Here is an 18,943-nt window from a genome sequence, read left to right as displayed (position 1 = left end):
CGACGCCGGCCCCGCCCACCAGCCGAACCCTTACGAGCATCCGGCGCGCGTCGAGTGGATCTGGCTCCTGCACGACGACTCCGCGCCGGCGCCGGACGCCCTCGCGCACCTGCTGCGGACCGCCGACACCGACCCCAACGTGGCGGTGCTCGGACCCAAGGTCCGCGACTGGGACGACCGGCACGTCCTGCGCGAGCTGGGCGTCACCGTCGACGCCGCCGGCCGCCGCGAGACCGGCCTGGACCGGCGCGAGTTCGACCAGGGGCAGCACGACGGCGTCCGCGACGTGCTGGCCGTCGGCAGCGCCGGGATGCTGGTCCGCCGCGACGTGTGGGACCGGCTCGGCGGCTTCGACGTCGAGTACGGCCTCTTCCGCGACGACCTGGACTTCTGCTGGCGGGTGCACGCCGCCGGGCACCGGGTGGTGACCGCGACCGACGCCGTCGTGTACCACGCGGAGGCGGCCCGGCGGGGGCTCCGCGAGATCGGCATGACCGCCGAGCATCCGGCCCGCCGCGACCGCCGCAACGCCGTCCACACGCTGCTCGCCAACCAGCCGCTCCCCGCGATGCTGCGGGCGCTGGCCCGCAACGTGTGGGCGTCCCTCGTCCACGCGCTCTACCTGGTGCTCACCAAGCGGCCGGCGGCGGCCCGCGAGGAGGTCCGCGCGCTCGGCGACGTCCTGCGCGACCCGGGCCGGCTGCGGCGCGCGCGGGCCGCCAGGGTGGACGGCCGGACGCGCGCGCACCGCAGCATCCGGCGCTTCCAGGCCCGCCGGGTGGTCCTGCGCCGCACGGTCGAGGCGATGGCGGAGTACCTCGCCGCCCACGAGCGCGACCACGCGCGCGACCAGGAGGACGCCGACGGGGAGCAGGTCTCCGAGCCCGGCCCGATCCGCCGGTTCCTCGCCCGCCCGGGCGTCATCGTCGTGCTGGCGCTGGCCGCCGTCGCGGTCGCCGCGGAGCGCTCCCTGCTCACCGCCGCCGGGCGGCTCGGCGGCGGCGCGCTCGTGCCCGCGTGGGGCGGCGCGAGCGACCTGTGGGCGCAGTACCTGTCCGGCTGGCATCCGGTCGGTCTCGGCAGCGACGCGGGCAGCCCCCCGTACGTCGGGATCCTCGCCGTCCTGTCCACGGTCCTGTTCGGCAAGCCGTGGCTGGCGGTGTCGGTCCTGCTGCTGGGGAGCGTGCCGCTCGCGGGCCTCACCGCCTACTACGCGTCCCGGCTGCTGGTCGCGGCTCCGCTGCGTCCCGGGCGGCGGGCCCGCCCGACCGGCCCGCGCGTGCCCGTCGCCGCCGTCCGGGCGTGGTTCGCCGCCGTCTACGCGCTGCTGCCTTCCGCCACCGGGGCCATCGCCGGCGGACGCCTGGGGACGGCCGTCGTGCACGTCCTGCTCCCGTTGATCGCCGTGCACGCCGCCCGCGTGTACGGAGTCCCGCGCGCGTGCGCACCGAAGGACGGCGACCCCGCCCTGCACGCCCGGACGCTGCGCAAGCGCGCCGGGCGGTCCGCGTGGACGGTCGCGCTGCTGCTGGCCGTCGCGATGGCGTTCGTCCCGGTCACCTGGCTGATCGGCACGGCCGCCGCCGCGATGGTGTGGGCGCTGTTCGACCGGCCGGGGCCGCGCGGGCGGCGGCACCTCGCCATCGCGCTCGGCGTCCCGCCGCTGCTGATGCTGCCGTGGACGGCCGGCCTCCTGCTGCACCCGTCGCGGTTCCTCACCGAGGCGGGCCTGCACCGGCGGTTCGAGCCTGCCGCCGCGGCCGACCTGCTGCTCCTCGACCCGGGCGGGCCCGGCACCCCCGCGCGGTGGGCGCTCGCCGGGCTGTTCGCGGTCGCCGTGTGCGCGCTGCCGCTGCGGCCCCGCCGCAACGCCGTGCTCGCCGGCTGGCTGCTGGCCATCTTCGGGCTGCTCGTCGCGACGCTGACCAGCGCCGCCACCGTGACCAAGGGCGCCGACCCGGCGCCCGCCTGGCCGGGCGTCGCGCTGATCTTCGCGGGCGCCGGGGTGCTGTTCGCCGCGACCGCCGCGGTCCTGCGCGCCACCGAGGCCCTGGCGAGCGGTCACGCGCTGTACCGGACGGGCGGTGCGGCGGTGTGCCTCGCCGCGCTCAGCGCCCCCGTGCTGGCCGCCGGGTTCTGGATCGGCGGCGGCGCGGGCGGTCCGCTGACCGAGGTCGACCCGGACACGGTGCCCGCGTTCGTGCACGCGCCCGGCGGGGCGCGGACGCTCGTCCTGCACAAGGAGCCGACGGGACGTGTCTCCTACACGGTCCTCCGGGACGCGGGCCCGAGGATCGGCGAGTCGGAGGTCATGGCCGGCGGCCCGGCACGAGACCGCCTGGACGGCCTCGTCGCCGGTCTTGTCGCGGGCCAGGAGGGTGATGCCGGGCCCGCGCTGACCCGGATGGGCGTCCAGTACATCGTCGTGCCCTACCCCAGGACGGACCCCATCACCAAGGCCCTCGACGCGGCGCCCGAACTGCTGCGCCTCAGCCGCACGGGGACGTTCGCCGTGTGGCGGCTCCACGCGCCGTCCGCCCGGATGATGCTCGTCGAGGGCGACACGGTGGCGCCGCTGCGCGCCGGACGCATCGACGCCCGCACCGAGATCCCGCCCGGTGGCGGCCAGCGCACACTGCTCCTGGCCGAACCCGCCGACGGAGGGTGGCGGGCGACCCTGAACGGCCGGGAGGCCAAGGCGCGGACGGTGGACGGCTGGGCGCAGGGCTACGACATCCCCGCCGCCGGAGGAGAGTTCCGGCTGCACAGGTCCATGACCATGCGGCACGCGTGGATGATCGTCCAGGGCATCGCCGTCCTGCTGGTGGTCGCGCTCGCGATGCCCGGCGCGCAGGCCGACACCCTGCCCTTCAGCGGGTCGTTCGCCGGTGAGCGCGAGCGGCGCCGCGGCAGGCGGGGCCGCCGCCGCGGTCACCACCGCTCCCGCGTGCGGCACGAGGCCCCGGCCCCCGAACCGGTGGCGGAGCGCAGCCCGGAGGAGGTCTCGTGAAGCCGAACCTCAGGCCCCGGCTCAAGCTGAACTCGAAGCTGAAGCCGAAGCTGAAGCCGAACTGGAGGCCGAACCTGAAGGCCGACGTCAAGGACGTCGATCTGGACAGGATTCTCCGCCTGCTCACCCTCCGCTACGCCACCGCCGCCCTGGTGCTCGTCGCCCTGGCGTCGCTGTACGGCGCGGCGACGTTCTCCCGTCCGGGTGAGGCCTCCGAGAGCGGCCGGGAGGCGTTCGTCACGACCGCCGTGATGGTGTGCCCGGGCCATGAGGGCGGACGGCTGGCCATGCAGTCCCTCCCCGACCGGAAGGGCGGCGGGAGCGTCGCCATGACGCCGACCAAGGGCGGCCCCGCGCTCGGGGCCATGTCGGCGCCCGGCCAGGGCTGGGAGGAGAGCACCAAGACCGGCGAGGACTCCTACACCCTCCGCGCTACCGGGGCCATGGCGGCCGGGCTGGAGGCCGAGCAGACCACCCACTGGGACGGCGGCCCCGACCGCGGGCTCGCCGGCACCCGCTGCGCCGCACCCGGCACCGACCACTGGTTCATGGGGCCCGGACCGGACTCCGCCGACGAGCTCGACCTCTACCTCACCAACGTCGACGGACAGCCCGCGTTCGTCGACCTCACCGCCCTCTCCGGCGAAGGCCCCCTGGAGAGCGTCGACGGACGCGGCATACGCGTCGACCCCTACACCACCAGGGTCGTGAAGATCGGTGAGTCGGCCGAGGGCCTCGGCGACGTCGTGAAGTCCGCCGCCGACCTCGGCCTGCGCGTCCGGACGAGCACCGGCCGCGTCGCGGCGTCCGTGCGCGTCCGGGTCGGCGAGAAGAAGGGCATCGAGTGGCTGCCGCGCTCGCACGCCCCCGCGAAGTCGCTGATCGTCCCCGGGGTGCCGGACGGGTCCGGCGCGCGCCGCCTGCTCGTCGCCGTGCCCGGCGAGGCCGACGCGCAGATCAGGGTGCAGGTGATCACCACGGAGGGCACGTACAACCCGCAGGGCCGGGAGATCGTCGACGCGCCCGCGGGGAGCGTCACGTCCGTCGCCCTCGACCGCGCCCTCCTCGGGAAGGCGGCCGCCGTCCGGCTCCTCGCGGACCACCCGGTCATCGCGGGCTTCGCCGCCGAGCGCGGCGCCGACGTCGCCTACGGCACCGCCACCCCGCCGCTCACCGAGTCCGGGCCCGGCATCGTCGCCGACAACCGCTTCGACTCCGCCCTCCTCGTCAGCGCCCCGGCCGGTGCGGCGACCGTCCAGGTCAGGACCTTGAACGCGGGCGGCGCGAGCGCCCCCAAGGACATCAAGATCCCGGCCGGGAGCACCGTCCGGGCCGGACTGGAGGCGCCGGCGGGGAGCGGCGGAGAGGATGCGGCCTACGGCGTCGTGATCGTCCCGAAGCCCGGCTCGGGACCCGTCCACGCATCACGCGTCCTCGCCAAGGGCAAGGGCGGCGGGTACCTGTTCACCGTCCTGCCGATCATCCCCGCCCGCACGACCATCCACCTGCCGGACACGGCCGACTCGCAGACGGCGCTCATCCCCGGCTAGCGCGCCGGGGGTCAGTCGTCGGGGGAGTCGTAGCTCGGGTCGACGGACTCGGGGGACAGGCCGAGCAGGTCCGCGACCTCCTCGACGAGCAGGTCGCGGATCAGCAGGGACATCTCCGCCTCCCCGGTGGCGCGTGCCTCGACGGGACGGCGGAACACCACGATGCGCACCGGCCGCTCGGCCGCGGCGGGCTCGCCTGGGGGCGTGGGCTGCACGACGGTCTGCCCGAGCGGGACGGGGCCGTCGAACCACGGCTCGACGGCGGGGACGTCCTCGACCGTGAACGCGACCCTGGCCAGTTCCCGGCCCCAGCGCAGGTGCAGCCGCCGGACCTCGTCGTCCACGAGGTCGTCGAACCGCTCCGCGCGGGTGCGCGAGACCGGCGCCTGCGGGGGTGTCAGAGGACCGCGAACGCCGCGACCGCGCCGATCGCGACGCCGTACGCCTGCCACACGGGATCGCACGCCTCAAGAGTACCTCTGCCGCCGCGAGTGCCATCGGGTGTCACGGGTGAACGGCAACCAGGAGGTCGTCAGGAGGTCGTCGGGAGGTCGTCGGGAGGCATCGGTTGCCACGGCCGCCGCACCCTGTCCAGGGGCCGCACGGTGAGGGTCGGAGTCCATACGGAATGTAGTTGTTACCCCGGAATTCGCCCGGTAACGGCGACACGTGCGCCCGGGTGGTGGCGGAGCCGGGGGGAGGGGGGTACGGTCAGCCATCGTGAGCCCCGTCCGTACCTGCTCCCGCACCGCCTGCAAGGCGCCTGCAGTGTTCACGCTCACGTACGTCTACCGTGACTCCACCGCGGTCTTGGGGCCGCTAGCCACGTACGCAGAGCCGCACTGCTACGACCTGTGCGCGGAGCATTCCGAGCGGCTCACCGCCCCGATGGGCTGGGAACTGGTGCGGCTGCCGGTCGAGGAGGAGGCCGAGCCCAGCGCGGACGACCTGGAGGCCCTCGCCGACGCCGTCCGCGAGGCCGCCAAGCCCGCCCCCGGTCCCGGCCAGGAGCCGGTCGGCCAGGGCACCGAGGTCGGCCGCCGCGGCCACCTGCGGGTGCTCCGCTCGGAGCCCGCGGCGACGCAACCCGGCCAAGAGTGACGCAGCCCGGCCGAGAGTGAGGGCCGCCTGCGCGGGAAGGTCCGCCCGCGGGAATCCCGGCGCCGGTGCGGCGGCTTCCCGTCCGGCCGCGTCCGCCCGTCCCGGTAGGCTCGTGTCCCTGTCGCCGTTCCCGGGGCCGCCGCCGCCGGGCGGCGCTCACGCGGGCCGGGTTCCTACCAGGCCGGTTTCTTCGGACAGGGAGCAGGAGTGGGCGACCTCGCCAAGATCTTCAAGGCGTACGACATCCGCGGTGTCGTGCCGGACGAGCTCGACACCGCGACCGCCGAGGCGGCGGGCGCGGCCTTCGTCCGGGTGACCGGGGCGAACGCGATCGTCACCGCGCACGACATGCGGGAGTCGTCGGTCCCGCTCTCGGAGGCGTTCGCGCGCGGCGCGGTCTCGCAGGGCGCGGACGTGATCGAGGCCGGCCTCGGCTCCACCGACCTGCTCTACTACGCCAGCGGCAGCCTCGACCTGCCCGGCGCGATGTTCACCGCGAGCCACAACCCCGCCAAGTACAACGGGCTGAAGCTGTGCCGCTCCGGCGCCCGGCCCGTCGGCCAGGACACCGGCCTCACCGAGATCCGCGAGATGATCGAGGACGGCGTCCCCGCCTACGACGGCGAGCCGGGCACGGTCACGCGGCGCGACGTCCTCAAGGGCTACGCCGACCACCTGAAGACGCTCGTCGACCTGTCGTCGATCCGCCCGCTCAAGGTCGTCGTGGACGCGGGCAACGGCATGGGCGGGCACACCGTCCCGCCGGTGTTCGAGGGCCTCCCGATCGACCTGGTGCCGCTGTACTTCGAGCTGGACGGCACCTTCCCCAACCACGAGGCCAACCCGATCGAGCCGGAGAACCTGCGCGACCTGCAGGCCAAGGTGCGCGAGACCGGTGCCGACATCGGGCTGGCGTTCGACGGCGACGCCGACCGCTGCTTCGTCGTGGACGAGCGCGGCGAGATCGTCGCGCCGTCCGCGATCACGGCCCTCGTCGCGACGCGCGAGCTGGCCAAGCACCCCGGCTCCTCGATCGTGCACAACCTGATCACCTCGCGGGCCGTCCCGGAGATCGTCGCCGAGCACGGCGGGACGCCCGTCCGGACGCGCGTCGGGCACTCGTTCATCAAGCAGACGATGGCGGAGACGGGCGCGGTGTTCGGTGGCGAGCACTCGGCGCACTTCTACTTCCGCGACTTCTGGTTCGCCGACTCGGGCATGCTCGCCGCCCTGCACGTCCTCGCGGCCCTCGGGCGGCAGGACGGGCCGCTGTCGGAACTGCTCGGTGAGTACACCCGCTACGTGGCCTCCGGCGAGATCAACAGCGAGGTCGCCGACCAGGCGGCCGCGGCCGGCAAGGTCCGCGCCGCCTTCGAGGGGCGCCCCGGCGTCGCGATCGACGAGCTCGACGGGCTGACCGTGGGCGACGAGGCCGCCGGCTGGTGGTTCAACCTGCGGCCGTCCAACACCGAACCGCTGCTGCGCCTCAACGCGGAGGCGGGCGACGAGGCGACCATGGCGGCGATCCGTGACGAGGTCCTGGCCCTCGTCAGGGAGAAGTGACCGGTCAGGAGAAGTGACCACGAAGGGAAGAGACGCTGCCATGACGTTGAAGCTCGACTCCTGGCTCCTGGAGATCCTCGCCTGCCCCAACTGCGGCGGCGGGCTCCGCACCGACGACGACGCCGCCGAGCTGGTGTGCACCGGCTCGTGCGGCTACGCCTACCCCGTCCGCGACGACATCCCGGTCCTGCTCGTCGACGAGGCCAGGACCCCCGCTCCGTGACCGGACCGGGCCGCTCGGCCGGGGCGGTGCGATGAGCGCGGGGCTCGACCCCGCGCGGCTGGAGGACGCGGCGGCGGTCGAGGCGGCCGATCCCGCGGGGATGCTGCGGCAGGTCGCGTCGTCGGCCGCGCAGGTCCGCGAGGCGCAGCGGGCGGCGGCCGAGGCGGGGATCGCCGGGCTGGCCGAGGACGGCAGGCCGCGCGCGATCGTGGTCGCCGGGATGGGCGCCGCGGGACTGTCCGGGGACGTCCTCGCCGCCGTGTGCGGGCCCGGCTGCGCGGTCCCGGTGACGACCGTGCGCGGCTACCGGCTGCCCGGCTGGGTGGGCGCCGCCGATCTCGTCATCGCGGTGTCCGGCTCCGGCGAGACCGAGGAGACGCTCGAGATCGCCGCGGAGGCGGCCCGCCGGGGGTGCAGGCTCCTCTTCGTCGGCGGGGCGGATTCGCAGCTCGCGGCGCTGTCCGAACGGAGCCGCGGGGTCTTCGTCCCGGTGCGGCCGGTGGGGCCGCCCCGTGCGGCGCTGTGGGGCCTCACCGTTCCCGTTCTCCTCGCGGCGCGGACGCTCGGCCTGACGCAGGTGCCGGACGAGACCCTGGAGTCCACCGCGGTCCTGCTGGAGGACGTCGCCCACCGCTGCCGCCCGTCCAGCGAGCCGTTCCTGAACCCGGCCAAGCGGATGGCGCTCGACCTCGCCGGCGACGTCCCGATGGTCTGGGCCTCCTCGGAGCCCGCCGCGGCCGCCGCCTACCGGATGTGCAGCCAGCTGAACGAGAACGCCAAGTACCCGGGGATCTTCGGCGCGGTGCCCGAAGCGGACCACAACCAGGTGATGGCGTTCGACGGCTTCTTCGCCCGCGGCGGCTCCCCGTCCGACCCGGACGACTTCTTCCGCGACCGCACCAACGACCCGGAACACGCCCTGCACCTGGTCATGATGCGCGACGTGGACGAGCACCCCCGCCTGCGCAAGCGGTCCGAGGCGTCGACGGCGATGGCCCGCGACCGGGGCGTCGCGGTCACCGAGATCCGCGCCGAGGGCGAACATCCGCTGGAGAGAATCGCGACACTCATCGCGCTGGCGGACTACGTCACGGTTTACTTGGCTATCGCGCTGGGCGTGGATCCCACTCCGGTGCCTGCCATTCAAGAACTAAAGGCGAGGATCTCCCAGATATGAGTGCTGAGGGCGGAACGAAGGCGATCGTCGCCGCGCTGCTCGCCAACACCGGAATCGCGGCGTCGAAGTTCGTCGCGTTCCTGTTCACCGGTTCGTCGTCGATGATCGCCGAGTCGGTCCACTCGGTGGCGGACGCAGGGAACCAGGCGCTGCTGCTGGTGGGCGGCAAGCGCGCCAAGCGCGGCCGGACGCAGCAACACCAGTTCGGCTACGGGCGTGAGCGCTACTTCTACGCGTTCGTCGTCGCGGTCGTCCTGTTCACCATCGGGGCGATGTTCTCCCTCTACGAGGGCTACCACAAGATCTCCCACCCGGAGGAGCTCAAGTCCCCGGGCTGGGCGTTCGGGGTGCTGGGCGCCGCGATCATCATGGAGATCTTCTCGTTCCGCACCGCGATCGTGGAGTCGAACAAAATCCGCGGCGACCAGTCCTGGTGGTCGTTCATCCGCCGCGCCAAGGCGCCCGAGCTTCCGGTCGTGCTCCTGGAGGACCTGGGCGCCCTCGTGGGCCTGTTCTTCGCGCTGTTCGGCGTCACGATGGCCGTGGTCACCGGCGACGGCGTGTGGGACGGCATCGGCACCATCGGAATCGGTGTCCTGCTCGCCGTGATCGCGGTGATCCTGGCGTTCGAGACCAAGAGCCTGCTGATCGGCGAGGGCGCCGACCCCGAGGTCGAGCGCGCGATCGTCGAGGCGCTGGAGTCGGTGGAGCAGGTCGACCGGCTCGTCCACATCCGCACCCAGTACATGGGCCCGGAGGAACTGCTGATCGCCGCCAAGATCGCCGTCAGCCACGACGACACGGCGGTGGACGTGGCCCGGGGCATCGACGCCGCCGAGGCCAAGATCCGGTCGCAGTTCCCCGAGGCGAAGCTGATCTACCTGGAGCCGGCGCTGTGGGAGCCCGGCGCGGAGGGCGCGGAGACCCCGGTCGTCCCGAAGCCGGCGGAGGACTCGGAGACCCCCGCGTCGTCCTGACCGACGGCGTCCTGACCGTTCGTCCGTCCCGGCCGCCCCGCGCGGGCGGCTGGGACGGGCACGGAACCCCTCGCCGGGCGGCCGCCGCCGTGCCGGCCGACCCCAGCCCAGGCGAGACCGGCGAGCCCCTGACGAGGCGTGTACCGCGGCCGTCCGGCGAGGTGCTTCCCATGCGTCCCCGCCCGGACCCCTGAAACCGGGCGGTTCTGGTGTGACCGCGGTGGCCCCGCCGAACCCCCTACGCCGGCGTCGGCCACCGTCGCGGTCACGGTTAAGACACTACGTTCGCGCTGGTCCCCGGCACGTCCCCCTCAGGGAGGGAAAGCGGGTGGTACCTCAGGCGGACCCGGCTCGCCCGCATACATCCGCACGGTGAGGCATCCGCGCGTCCCAAAGGCCAGTATTGAAGGGTGACCTCCGATGACAAGGCCCGGCCCGGACCCGGTCCCGCGGGGTTCGGCCCGGCCGTCGCGCACCACGCGTGGCGGCTGTCCGGCCGGATCGTGGCGGGCGTCGGCCAGCTGCTGCTGTGGATCCTGACCGGCATCGGCACCCTGCTCCGCCCGCTCGCCGTGCGCCTGGCCGCACGGCTGAACGGCGTGGGCCGCCGGCCGGCGCCGCACCCGCCGGGCGCCCCCGGCGGCCCGGCGGACGCGACGGCGCCGCTGCCCCGGTGGATCGGCGCGTGGCGGGAGTTCGCCGCCTCCTGGTACTTCGCGCCGCTGACGGGGCTCGCGCTGACCGTCGCGGCCCTCGCCGAGCTGGCGCCGCGCGCCGAGTCGCCGATCAGCCTGGCGGGCGGGTTCGCGGTCGCGGCGACGCTGCCGCTCGTCTGGCGCCGGGAGAACCTGCGCCCGGTCGCGGCCGTGGTGCTCGGCACCGTCGCGGCGAACCTGCTCACCGGCGAGAGCCTGCTCATCACCACCGGGTTCGCGGCCCTCTACACGCTGTACGCGCTGGGACGGCAGCTGCCCCGCCAGTCCACCGGCGTCCTCGCGGCGGGCAGCGTCGCGACGCTCGCGGTCGTGTACCTGGCGGCGGGCTCGCTGGACGAGATCCCGTGGCCGGCGGCGTTCCTCGCCGTCCTCGCCGCGATCGGCCTCGGCGACGCGCGCCGTGTCGTGGAGTCGGCCGGACGCACCGAGGCGGCGGCCGCCGAACGCACCAACGAGACCCTCACCCGGCTCACCGCCGTCCAGCGGGAGCAGGCCGTGATGCGCGAGCGCGCCCGCATCGCCCGCGAGCTGCACGACGTCGTCGCGCACTCCGTCTCGATGATCGCGGTGCAGGCCGAGACCGCCCCGTACACGATGGAGAACCTGTCGCCCGAGGCCCGCGCCGGCTACACCGAGATCGCCAAGACCGCGCGGGATGCGCTGGTGGAGATGCGGCGGCTGCTCAGCGTGCTGCGCGCCGACGCCACCCCGGAGCCGGAGGCGGCGAACTCCCCGCAGCCGCGGCTGGACCGGCTGCCCGACCTGATCGAGCAGCACCGCGGCGCCGGCGGCAACGTCGACCTCGCCGTGCACGGCGACCCGCGGGCGCTGTCGACGACGGTCGAGCTGTCCGCGTACCGGATCGTCCAGGAGGCGCTGACGAACGCCCGGCGGCACGCGCCGGGCGCGGGGGTGCGCGTCGACCTGATGTTCCTGCCGGACCGGCTGGCGGTCCGCGTCCGCGACGACGGCCGGCACCCGCCGGGGCCGCCCGGCCCCGTCCCGCCGGGGCAGGACCCGGCCGCGCCGACCCTGGTGCTGAACCGCGACGACCCCGCCTCCCGTACCGCGATACTGGACGACCGGGCGGGCATGGCGTCCGGGACCGCGGCGGGGGACGCCGGACGCACCCGCGTGCAGTCCCCGGAGTCCGGTGGCGGACACGGGCTCGTCGGGATGCGGGAACGTGCGACGATGCTGGGCGGACGGTTCTCCGCCGGCCCGGCCGCCGAGGGCGGTTTCCTGGTGGAGGCCGAGCTTCCGCTGGCGAGCGAGGGGAGTTCCACCCGTGGACACGGTCCGGAGGCGCCGCCCGGCGGCCGCTGACCCCGCGCGGCCCGGGAGGCGGCCGCGGTGATCAGCGTGCTGATCGTCGACGACCAGACGATCGTGCGGGCCGGGTTCGCCGCCCTGCTCGACGCGCAGGAGGACATCACCGTCGTCGGCGAGGCGGGCGACGGGCGCGAGGCGGTGCGGATCGCCGAGCGCAGCCGTCCCGACGTCGTCGTCATGGACATCCGGATGCCCGGCATGGACGGCATCGAGGCGACCCGCCGCATCCTCGCGCTGCCCGGTTCCGAGGGCGTCCGCGTCCTGGTGCTGACGACGTTCGACGTGGACGAGTACGTCTACGAGGCGCTCGCGGTCGGCGCGAGCGGCTTCCTGCTGAAGGACGCCACGGCCGACGAGCTGGTCTCCGCCGTCCGGGTGGTGGCGCGCGGCGACTCCCTGCTCGCCCCGCAGGTCACCGGGCGGCTCATCCGCGAGTTCACCAAGCAGCGGCGCAGCAGGCCGCAGGCGCCGTCGGAGCTGGCGACGCTGACCGCCCGCGAGTCGGAGGTCCTCGTCCTCATCGCGGGCGGGCTGTCCAACGGCGAGATCGCCGAACGCCTCGTGGTCAGCGAGCACACCGTCAAGACCCACGTGGCGCGGGTCTTCACCAAGCTCGGCCTCCGCGACCGCGCCCAGGCCGTCATGCTCGCCTACGAATCCGGCGTGGTGGTCCCAGGCGAGAACGCGAGCTGACCGCGGTCCCGGCCCCTGCGCTCGCTACGGGTCGTGCGGTCGGAGCGAGTGCAGCGAGCGGAGGCCGCAGGACCCGCCGAGCCGGGCGACCGCGGCGACACCGCGCGTCCTGCACGGTCACGCCGGACCGTAACGGTGGCGTGAGGATCGACCGGGTCGGACCGGGGGTTCCAGGGGGTCGCCCCTCTGGGCTAGCAGCCTCATGGCCTTCTCCTTCTCGAAGTCGAGGGCGCGCGTCGGGGGCGCGGAGAGGCGTCCGATGCGTTCGCCCAGCTCGCGGACGTGGGCCTGTACCTGCGGTTCGGCGAGGACGCGGAGGCCGAACGCCAGCTCGGCGGGGCCGATGTCGTAGCGCTTCTCCAGGGCGAGGGCGAGCGCGACCGCCCGCAGCTCGGTGTCGCCGAACTGGCGGTGGCCGCCGGCGCGGCCCCGGCCGGAGACCGCCTCCCGGGTGGACGGCAGCAGCCCGAGGGCCTCGCGGTAGCGGAGCATGCGGGGCGAGGTGCCGAGCCGCTGGGCGGCCTCCGTGATGCGCATGGCGGCCATTCTTACAAATTTGTGTCAGGAAGTCGCCTCCGGGCGTGCCAGCGGCGGTGCGCCGACCGTAGACTCGCGGCGTTGACGCACCGCGCACCGACCCGCATCCCCGCGGACCAAGGAGCAACGAAAGCATGGACTACAAGGTCGCCGACCTGTCGCTGGCCGACTTCGGGCGCCGGGAGATCCGGCTCGCCGAACACGAGATGCCGGGCCTGATGGCGGTGCGCGAGGAGTACGCCGCCGCCCAGCCGCTGCGCGGCGCCAAGATCATGGGCTCGCTGCACATGACCATCCAGACGGCCGTGCTGATCGAGACCCTGGTGGACCTCGGCGCCGACGTCCGCTGGGTCTCCTGCAACATCTTCTCCACCCAGGACCACGCCGCCGCCGCGGTCGTCGCGGGCCGGAACGGCTCCGCCGACGACCCGCAGGGCGTCCCGGTGTTCGCCTGGAAGGGCGAGACGCTCGAAGAGTACTGGTGGTGCACCGACCAGGCCCTGCAGTGGCCGGACGGCAGTGGCCCCAACATGATCCTGGACGACGGCGGCGACGCGACGCTGCTCGTCCACAAGGGCGCCGAGTACGAGAAGGCCGGCGCCGTCCCGGCCGCCACCGAGGACGACCCCGAGGAGTGGGGCATCATCCTCGACACCCTCCGCCGCACCATCGCCGAGAAGCCCGGCCGCTGGACCGAGACGGCCGCCGCGATCAAGGGCGTCACCGAGGAGACCACGACCGGCGTCCACCGCCTCTACGAGATGGCGAAGGCCGGCACGCTCGCGTTCCCGGCGATCAACGTCAACGACTCGGTCACCAAGTCGAAGTTCGACAACAAGTACGGCTGCCGCCACTCCGTCATCGACGGCCTGAACCGCGCCACCGACGTCCTGATCGGCGGCAAGGTCGCGGTCGTGTGCGGCTACGGCGACGTCGGCAAGGGCTGCGCCGACGCGCTGCGCGGCCAGGGCGCCCGCGTGATCGTCACGGAGATCGACCCCATCTGCGCGCTGCAGGCCGCGATGGACGGCTTCCAGGTCACCACCCTGGAGGACGTCGTCGACACCGCCGACATCTTCGTCACCACCACCGGCAACTTCAACATCATCACGGCCGAGCACATGGGCCGGATGAAGCACCAGGCGATCGTGTCCAACATCGGGCACTTCGACAACGAGATCGACATGGCCGGCCTCGCCAAGACCCCCGGCATCGAGAAGATCGAGATCAAGCCGCAGGTGCACGAGTGGCGCTTCGCCGACGGCCACTCGATCATCGTCCTCGCCGAGGGCCGCCTCATGAACCTGGGCTGCGCCACCGGCCACCCGTCGTTCGTGATGTCGAACTCGTTCACCAACCAGGTCATCGCGCAGATCGAGCTGTTCACCAAGACCGACGAGTACCCGATCGGCGTGTACGTCCTGCCCAAGCACCTGGACGAGAAGGTCGCCCGCCTCCACCTGGACGCGCTCGGCGTCAAGCTCACCGAGCTGACCAAGGAGCAGGCCGCCTACATCGGCGTCCACGTCGAAGGCCCCTACAAGCCGGACCACTACCGTTACTGAGCTTATGGCGGTATGGGGGTTCAGGCGCTGGGGCGCCTGAACCCCCATACCGCGTGCGATCGCTGCATCGCTCCGGCTCGCCTAGCGGCTCGCTGCGCGATCAGGTTTCTCGCGAGCTCGAAACCTGCCTTCGGACGCGATCGCGGCCGTTTGGGTCGTTGCGGGGTCGCGGTGGTGGCTGGGGTCGTTGCGTACGTGGGTGCCCGATGCGTTCGGGTTCTTCGTTCGCTTGATTCGTGGCCGTTACCGTGGGGGCAGGCGGTTCTGGCCTGTGCCGCCTGCGGGGGGTTCCCGTCCGGTGGCCGCTTCTTGAGGGTGTTGATGAGCGATATCGCGGATGCTTCGCTGGCGTATGAGGGCGTCAAGCGGATCGAGTGGGCCGACCGGAGCATGCCCGTGCTGCGGCAGATCCGGGAGCGGTTCGCCGCCGAGCGTCCCCTGGACGGGCTGAAGGTCGCGGCGTGCATGCACATCACGACCGAGACCGCCGGGCTCATCCGCACGCTCCAGGCCGGGGGCGCCAGCGTCGCGCTCGCCGCGTCCAACCCGCTCTCCACGCAGGACGACACCGCCGCCGCGCTCGTCCAGGAGTACGGCGCCGAGGTCTTCGCGCGGGCCGGTACCGACCGCGAGGGGTACTACGCCCACATCCACCAGGCGCTGGAGACCGGGCCCGACCTCGTCCTGGACGACGGCTGCGACCTGGTCAACACCCTGCACACCGACCGGACCGACCTGCTCGGCACGGTCAAGGCGGGCTGCGAGCAGACGACGACGGGCGTCATCCGGCTGCACCAGATGGCCTTCGAGGGCGCGCTCCGCTTCCCGATGGTCGCGGTCAACGACACCGACACGAAGCACATGTTCGACAACCGGTACGGGACCGGGCAGTCGACCCTGGACGGCATCGTCCGCGCGACGAACACGCTGCTCGCGGGGAAGACGATCGTCATCGCCGGGTTCGGCTACTGCGGCCGGGGGCTGGCGGAGCGGGCCCGCGGCCTCGGCGCCCGGGTCGTCGTCACGGAGATCGACCCGGTGAAGGCGCTGGACGCGGCGCTGCAGGGCTTCGCCGTCCAGCCCATGGCGCGGGCGGCCGCCGACGGCGACGTCTTCATCACGGTCACCGGCAACCGGGACGTGGTGAACGGGGAGCACCTCGCCCTCATGAAGGACGGCGCGATCCTCGCCAACTCCGGCCACTTCGACGTCGAGATCGATGTCCGCGCCCTGGCCGAGATGGCGGTCGAGGTCCACCGGGGCGTCCGCCCGCAGGCCGACGAGTACGTCCTGGCCGACGGGCGCCGCCTCGTCCTGCTCGCGGAGGGGCGGCTGGTCAACCTCGCCGCCGCCGAAGGGCACCCGGCCGCCGTGATGGACATGTCGTTCGCCGACCAGGCCCTCACGTGCGCGTGGCTCGCGACCGCCCACTCGACCCTGTCGCCGGCCGTGCACGACGTCCCGAAGGAGATCGACACGGAGGTGGCCCGCCTCAAGCTGGCGTCGATGTCGATCGACATCGACCACCTCTCGAAAGAGCAAGAGGACTACCTGCGCTCCTGGCGCATCGGGTCCTGACCCCGATGCCCGCAGGCGCCTACCTCCACCTGGACGGAGAGACCGAGGAGCGCTTCCAGTGCGCGCCGGGGCCGGGCGGGTGGCGGTACACGTCCCGGCGCTCCGACGGCGTCCGCGTCGACCTGGTGACGGACGCGCGCTGGCGGCAGATCCGCGTCGAGCTCGTCACGCCGACCTGGTGGCTGCGCGGCGGTCTCACCGGCCCGGAGCTCGCCTGGGTGCGCGCCGCCGGTGAGACGGGGACGGAGCACACGGAGCGCGCGGCCGGCTTCCTGTCCGACTCGCCCGGTTTCCTCGTGGCGATAGCGCACTCGCTGGCGCTGGACGAGAACGCGGAGACCGACGTGCGCCTCGTCCAGTTGAACGGCCCGTCCCTCGCGCCGCTGACGACGACCTGGCGGTGGCACCGGTCCGGGACGGCGGTCTACGAGACCGACACCGAACCGCTACCGGTCGCGCAGTACGAGATCACCGACCTGGCCACGGGCGAGATCGAGGCGGTGCACCTGGCGGGCGACGTCGTCGTCGCCGCGCCCGGCGTCGAGCTCACCGATCTCGAGTCCCCGCCCAATCTCCGCCTCTAGCGACGGGCCCCGGACGTTTCCCGATAAGGTCCCTTACCTCCCACGATGATCAGGAGGTCACGGACTTGTACGGCCAGCCACCGGGGCAGGGACAGCCGCCCCCCGTTCCGCCGATGGGCGCTCCCGCCCCGCCGCCGGCCAGGAAGCGGTCACCGCTCGTATTCGTGCTGGCCGGGCTCGCGGTCGTCGTCGTCCTCGCGGTGGTGGCCGTGGTAGTGGTGGCCGTCCAGAGTGCCGGGAACCGGCTGAGCGGCCCGCTCAAGGCCGAGCAGTGCATCGACACAGGCTTCGGGAACGGCACGGGCAACAAGATCCCGGCCAGTACCCGGGTGAAGTGCGACGACCCCGCGGCCAAGGCCAAGGTGCTCAAGATCACCGCCGAGCGGCAGGCCACGGCGTACCAGTTCGGCACCCGGTCGGAGCCCGACTGCCCGGCCGGCACGGACGGCGTCAGCAACGTCACCCTCAAGCAGGGCGACAAGCGCTACTACGAGGCGTGCGTCCGCAACCTCGACGGCCCCCACCCGGGCGACCCGGGCGCGGGCGGCGCGCTGCTGTCGGCCGGGGACTGCGTCAGCGGCGGCTCCTTCGGCATCGGCGGCAAGGAGGTCGCCTGCACCTCCGCCGACTGGTACGGCAAGGTGATCGCCCGTGTCGACGCCGAGGCGTCCTGCCCGGCGAAGACGCTGGAGACCATGAAGCTGCGGTCCTTCGGCGGCGGCCAGCTCACCCGCCCGGTGCTGTGCCTCGGCGCGGGCGGCGGCGTCCTGGCGACCGGTGACTGCATCGCCGACCCCTCGTACGCCGTCGGCGGCCCGAAGAAGGCCGACTGCGCCCGCCCGACGGCCGTCGCGAAGATCGAGGGCCGGGTGAAGGCGAAGCGGGACTGCCCCGCCACGTCCACCCACCTCATGACGGCCGACGGCGCCTACCTCCCGGTCATGTGCCTGAAGAAGATGCGCCCCACCCTCAACGACAAGATTCGTTCCCTGGGCGGGTGAAGCCGGGCCTCATCCCCGGCCCGGCTTCACCCGGTGAGGGGTTTCTCCCAGACGGACACGTGCTGGGCGCTCTCGCTCGTGAAGGGCTCGCGCGTCCAGCCGTCCCAGCGGTCGCGCAGGCGCAGCCCGGCGAGCCGGGCCATCAGGTCGAGCTCCGCCGGCCACACGTACCGGAACGAGAACGAGCGGTACTCCCCGCGGCCGTCGACCACCTCGATGTGGTGCGAGCTCATCGCCTGGGCGGCCACGTCGTACACGTCGAAGCCCCATCGCGTCTCGCCCGCCCGGAACGGCACGACGTCCTGGCCCGGTGGAAGCCGCCGCAGCTCGGGCACGCCGACCTCGATCACGAACGCGCCGCCGGGGTCGAGGTGGGCGGCCGCGTTGCGGAAGCAGTCCACCTGAGCGTCCTGCGTCGTCAGGTTCATGATCGTGTTGAACACCAGGTAGACGACGGAGAACGTCCCCGGCACACGCGTCGCGGCGAAGTCGCCGATCGTCACGCCGATCGCGTCGCCGCCCGGCTTGGCGTGCATCCGCGCGACCATCGTCCGCGACATGTCGATGCCGTGTACCTCGACCCCGCGCTCCGCCAGCGGCAGCGCTATGCGGCCGGTCCCCACTCCCAGTTCGAGTGCGCGGCCGTCTCCGGCGAGTTCCGCGAGGAGCTCGACGGCGGGTTCGACCGCGTCCGCCGCGAACATCTCCGCGGACGCCTCGTCGTACCCCGCCGCGACGTGTTCATCGAAGTGGCCGTCCGGGTCGTCCATCGTCGGACCGTACAATCGGCGGCCTCGGAGGCGCCAGGCGATTTCCGTGCGTCAGAGCGACCGCGTCATGAAGACGCTGTTCGGGTCGGGCTTGTAGTCCGCGAAGGGCTCGCAGTACGTGAACCCGAATCTCTCGTACAACTTCCTCGCGGTGACGAAGTAGTCGGCGGACCCGGTTTCCAGGCTCATCCTGGAGGACCCCGCCCGCTTGGCCTCCGCGAGAATGTGCTCCAGCAGCAGGGAGGCGATCCCGCTTCCCCTGCGCTCGGGCGCGGTGCGCATCGACTTCAGCTCGGCGTGCTCGGCGTCCAGCCTCTTGACGGCCCCGCAGCCCACCACCGTCTCGCCGTCCAGCACCGACCAGAACGTGATCTCGGACCGGCGCAGGGCGTCGAGGTCCAGGGCGTGCTTGCTCTCCAGCGGTGAGACGGCCCGCATCTCCTTGATGTGCTCGCCGAGGAACTCGGCGATCTGCGCGCCGGACAGATCGTCCACGACGATGTTCATCTTCCTCCTGGGGCGCCGCCAACCGGCCGAACGCCAGTATCCCTTCCGGCCCGGGAGCT

The 18,943-nt window shown here is 73.3% G+C and carries 17 protein-coding genes; 13 read left to right on the top strand and 4 right to left on the bottom strand.

What is annotated here, in order from left to right; all coding sequences use genetic code 11:
- Together E1266_RS05680 and E1266_RS05675 are read left to right on the top strand one after the other, a co-directional pair.
- Window positions 1-3,010 (top strand): glycosyltransferase family 2 protein (locus tag E1266_RS05680; RefSeq protein ID WP_132044430.1); only part of this gene is annotated, 3,010 nt, incomplete at its 5' end.
- Entirely contained in the window at window positions 3,007-4,560 is a 1,554-nt protein-coding gene (locus tag E1266_RS05675; protein ID WP_165965945.1) for a DUF5719 family protein, read from the top strand. The genes E1266_RS05680 and E1266_RS05675, both read left to right, overlap by 4 nt.
- Before the next feature lie 11 nt (window positions 4,561-4,571).
- Here E1266_RS05675 and E1266_RS05670 read toward each other — a convergent pair whose 3' ends face one another.
- A complete protein-coding gene (locus E1266_RS05670; protein ID WP_132044450.1) occupies window positions 4,572-5,012 on the bottom strand; it encodes a metallopeptidase family protein in 441 nt (146 codons plus the stop codon).
- Window positions 5,013-5,280: 268 nt separating this feature from the next.
- Here E1266_RS05670 and E1266_RS05665 point away from each other — a divergent pair, with 268 nt between their 5' ends.
- The 7 genes from E1266_RS05665 (at window position 5,281) to E1266_RS05635 (ending at window position 12,342) form a co-directional block, all read left to right on the top strand.
- Window positions 5,281-5,661 carry a DUF3499 domain-containing protein gene (locus E1266_RS05665; protein WP_132044426.1) on the top strand — a complete coding sequence of 127 codons (381 nt, stop codon included), beginning with the start codon at window positions 5,281-5,283 and terminating at the stop codon, window positions 5,659-5,661.
- Between the two features lie 207 nt (window positions 5,662-5,868).
- Window positions 5,869-7,224, top strand: coding sequence for a phosphomannomutase/phosphoglucomutase (locus E1266_RS05660; RefSeq protein ID WP_132044424.1), 1,356 nt, complete (start codon window positions 5,869-5,871; stop codon window positions 7,222-7,224).
- Window positions 7,225-7,264: 40 nt separating this feature from the next.
- Window positions 7,265-7,447 (top strand): Trm112 family protein, encoded by a 183-nt coding sequence (locus tag E1266_RS05655; protein WP_132044422.1) that lies wholly within the window; start codon window positions 7,265-7,267, stop codon window positions 7,445-7,447.
- A 31-nt stretch (window positions 7,448-7,478) separates the two neighbouring features.
- Window positions 7,479-8,624 carry an SIS domain-containing protein gene (locus E1266_RS05650; RefSeq protein WP_132044420.1) on the top strand — a complete coding sequence of 382 codons (1,146 nt, stop codon included), beginning with the start codon at window positions 7,479-7,481 and terminating at the stop codon, window positions 8,622-8,624.
- On the top strand, window positions 8,621-9,601 hold the full coding sequence (locus tag E1266_RS05645) for a cation diffusion facilitator family transporter (RefSeq protein ID WP_132044418.1): 981 nt from the start codon (window positions 8,621-8,623) through the stop codon (window positions 9,599-9,601). Before E1266_RS05650 ends, E1266_RS05645 begins: the two co-directional genes overlap by 4 nt.
- A gap of 410 nt (window positions 9,602-10,011) precedes the next feature.
- Complete coding sequence (locus E1266_RS39245; protein WP_132044416.1) at window positions 10,012-11,643, top strand: histidine kinase; 1,632 nt, start codon at window positions 10,012-10,014, stop codon at window positions 11,641-11,643.
- Window positions 11,644-11,670: 27 nt separating this feature from the next.
- Window positions 11,671-12,342, top strand: a complete 672-nt coding sequence (locus E1266_RS05635) for a response regulator transcription factor (protein ID WP_132044414.1) — start codon at window positions 11,671-11,673, stop codon at window positions 12,340-12,342.
- Between the two features lie 117 nt (window positions 12,343-12,459).
- Here the strand turns inward: E1266_RS05635 and E1266_RS05630 are convergent, their stop codons facing one another.
- Window positions 12,460-12,879, bottom strand: coding sequence for a MerR family DNA-binding transcriptional regulator (locus E1266_RS05630; protein WP_132044412.1), 420 nt, complete (start codon window positions 12,877-12,879; stop codon window positions 12,460-12,462).
- Between the two features lie 134 nt (window positions 12,880-13,013).
- On the opposite strand from E1266_RS05630, the gene ahcY (E1266_RS05625) reads away from it, so the two are divergent.
- From ahcY (E1266_RS05625) to E1266_RS05610, 4 genes are all read left to right on the top strand, one after another.
- Window positions 13,014-14,444, top strand: a complete 1,431-nt coding sequence (ahcY, locus tag E1266_RS05625; protein ID WP_132044410.1) for an adenosylhomocysteinase — start codon at window positions 13,014-13,016, stop codon at window positions 14,442-14,444.
- 321 nt (window positions 14,445-14,765) lie between these two features.
- Window positions 14,766-16,022, top strand: coding sequence for an adenosylhomocysteinase (gene ahcY, locus E1266_RS05620; RefSeq protein ID WP_132044408.1), 1,257 nt, complete (start codon window positions 14,766-14,768; stop codon window positions 16,020-16,022).
- Between the two features lie 5 nt (window positions 16,023-16,027).
- Window positions 16,028-16,606 (top strand): hypothetical protein, encoded by a 579-nt coding sequence (locus E1266_RS05615; protein ID WP_132044406.1) that lies wholly within the window; start codon window positions 16,028-16,030, stop codon window positions 16,604-16,606.
- A 113-nt stretch (window positions 16,607-16,719) separates the two neighbouring features.
- Entirely contained in the window at window positions 16,720-17,607 is an 888-nt protein-coding gene (locus E1266_RS05610; RefSeq protein ID WP_132044404.1) for a hypothetical protein, read from the top strand.
- 26 nt (window positions 17,608-17,633) lie between these two features.
- Here the strand turns inward: E1266_RS05610 and E1266_RS05605 are convergent, their stop codons facing one another.
- Both E1266_RS05605 and E1266_RS05600 read right to left on the bottom strand, forming a co-directional pair.
- Window positions 17,634-18,377, bottom strand: a complete 744-nt coding sequence (locus E1266_RS05605) for a class I SAM-dependent methyltransferase (RefSeq protein ID WP_132044402.1) — start codon at window positions 18,375-18,377, stop codon at window positions 17,634-17,636.
- A gap of 51 nt (window positions 18,378-18,428) precedes the next feature.
- A complete protein-coding gene (locus tag E1266_RS05600; protein WP_132044400.1) occupies window positions 18,429-18,884 on the bottom strand; it encodes a GNAT family N-acetyltransferase in 456 nt (151 codons plus the stop codon).
- Window positions 18,885-18,943 lie beyond the last annotated feature (59 nt).

The sequence above is a fragment of the Actinomadura sp. 7K534 genome, assembly GCF_004348575.1.
Taxonomy (GTDB): Bacteria; Actinomycetota; Actinomycetes; order Streptosporangiales; family Streptosporangiaceae; genus Spirillospora; species Spirillospora livida.
This window is presented reverse-complemented; position numbering and strand designations above follow the sequence as displayed.